2 protein-coding genes are annotated in these 2,149 nt (G+C 69.5%); one reads left to right on the top strand and one right to left on the bottom strand.

All coding sequences use genetic code 11. The annotated features are described in order from the left end of the window. Positions 1-958: hypothetical protein (locus tag EN781_RS31200; protein ID WP_127400662.1), on the top strand; the 958-nt coding region annotated here is incomplete at its 5' end. Positions 959-1,014: 56 nt separating this feature from the next. Here EN781_RS31200 and EN781_RS31195 read toward each other — a convergent pair. Beyond that, a partial coding sequence (locus EN781_RS31195; RefSeq protein ID WP_145965737.1) for an ABC transporter ATP-binding protein occupies positions 1,015-2,149 on the bottom strand: 1,135 nt, incomplete at its 5' end.

Below are 2,149 nucleotides of genomic sequence, written 5' to 3'. Positions count from 1 at the left end.
GCGCGAGCGCGACGGCGCCTTCGAGGCGCTGCAGCAGCGCGAGGCGGCCCTGGTGCAGGAGCGCGAGACGCTGCGCGCGGCGCTCGCGGCGGCGAGGCTCGAGCTCGTCGAGGCGGCCAATGCCGGCGCCCGGCGCGAGGCCGAGTTCGGCGACATCGCCAAGCAGCTTTCGGCCAAGGCCGTCGAGGCCAACCGGAGCGCCAGCGAATGCAAGATGCTGAGGGAAAAGCAGGTCAGCCTGGCGATCGACCTCGACCAGTCGCAGAAGCGCGAGGCCGAGGCGCGCCACAAGCTGGACGAGGTCGCCGCCTCGCATGCCACCGACACGGCCCGCGTCACCGATCTGGTGGCGGCGCTCGGCCGGAGCGAGAAGGAGGAGGCGCGGCTGCAGAAGGCGCTGGAGAGCGCGCAGGCGAAGCTCCAGGAATCGGCCGAGGCGACCAATCTCATGAAGGGCGACCGCGAGGCCGAGCTTGCCCGCGGTCAAGCGGAGATGCGCGGCCTGCGTTCCGAGATCCAGGATCTGCAGGCGCGGCTGGAGCATGCCGCGAGCGAGACGAGCGAGGCGGCCGCCGAGATCGCCAGGCTCAAGGCGCAGGCCAGCGACGCGCTCGCCGAAAAGCAGATCGCCGACGAGAAGCTGGCGGCGCTGCGGAGCGAGAGCGAAACCGACAAGATGAACCTCTCGGCCATCAACGCCAATCTCTCGCAGCTTTCGCTGCAGCAGGCCTCCGAGCAGATCGAGCTCGATATTCAGAAGCAGGAATGCGAGGACCTGCGCGCCGAGGTCGCCACGCTCAACGCCCGCATCAAGGAACTGCTGCCCTATGAGCGCCTGCACCGGGTCACCGCCGCCAGGACCCGCGAGGACAATGTCGTCGAGATCGCCGGTGTGGTCGCCGATCCCGCGCACCCCACGCATCGCCGGCGGGCGCGCCGCCGGTTGCACGCGTCTTAGGTTCTGGCGAGGCTTGGCCACCTCTCCCCCACCACCGTGGGGGCGAGGAAAACTCCTCACTCCGGCTGGTAGAGCTCGTCCATGCTGCGCGCGGCCAGCGTCGCGAACGGCGCCTGCTTCTTCACCCTGCCATGGTCGAGGATGACCACGTCGTCGCAGAACGAGATCGTTGAGTGATGGTGGCTGATGACCAGTGTCGTGCGCCGCCCGGCGCGCGACTTCAGCGTTTCGACGATCGCCGCTTCCGACAGCCCGTCGACCGCGTTGGTGGCCTCGTCGAGGATCAGTATGTCGGGGTCGCGCACCAGCGCCCGCGCCAGCGCGATGCGCTGCCGCTGCCCGGCCGACAGGTTGACGCCGCGATAGCCGGCGACCGTCTGGTAGCCCTGCGGCAGGCGCTCGATGAACTCATGCGCCTCGGCAAGCCGCGCCGCGCGCTCGGCGTCAGCGGCCGTGGCGGTGTCGTGGCCATAGGTGATGTTGTCGAGGATGGTGCCGTCGACCAACTCCAGCTCCTGGCTGGCCAAGGCGATGTGGCGGCGCCAGCCGGACGGATCGATCTGGTCAAGCGGCGCGCCGTCGACGAGGATCTGGCCGCCATCCGGCTCGACGAAGCGGCACAGGAGGTTGACGATCGTCGTCTTGCCGGCGCCGGAGCGGCCGATCAGCGCCGTCGAGCGTCCCGCCTTGATGTCGAATGTCGCGGCGTGCAGCACCGCCGCGCGCTGCTCCTCGCTGGCATAGGTGAAGCTCACGCCCTCGAAGGCAATGCGTTCCCCAAGCCCCGGAAACGGCAAGCTGCCTAGCGGTGGCGCTGGCTTGCCGGCGGGGTCCAGCAGCCAGCTCACTTCCTCCAGCGATCCGGACAGCCCCTGCAACTGGCTCCACGACATCTGCAGTGCGCGCATATGCGGCTGCAGCCGGTAAAGCAGGATGAGGAAGGCGGCGGTCAGCGGGAAGCTGACATTGGCGAGAAAGGCGGCGATCACCGTCGCCAGGAACAGCAGCGCATGCAGCACCTCGGTCAGCGGCGGCAGCGCGCCCTGGCGGGTCGCCAGCACGAAGGCGGCGCGCCGCACGCCGTCGGAGGCCGTGTCGAACGCAGCCTGCTCGCGGTCCTCCTGGCCGAAGATGCGGATCAGGCGCCCGGCATGCACCAGATGCAGCATCTGCGAGGCAAGCGCGCTGTTG

This window comes from Mesorhizobium sp. M4A.F.Ca.ET.090.04.2.1, from assembly GCF_003999085.1.
Classification (GTDB): Bacteria; Pseudomonadota; Alphaproteobacteria; order Rhizobiales; family Rhizobiaceae; genus Mesorhizobium.
Note: the sequence above shows the minus strand (reverse complement) of the source record. Positions and strands in the feature narration are given on the sequence as shown.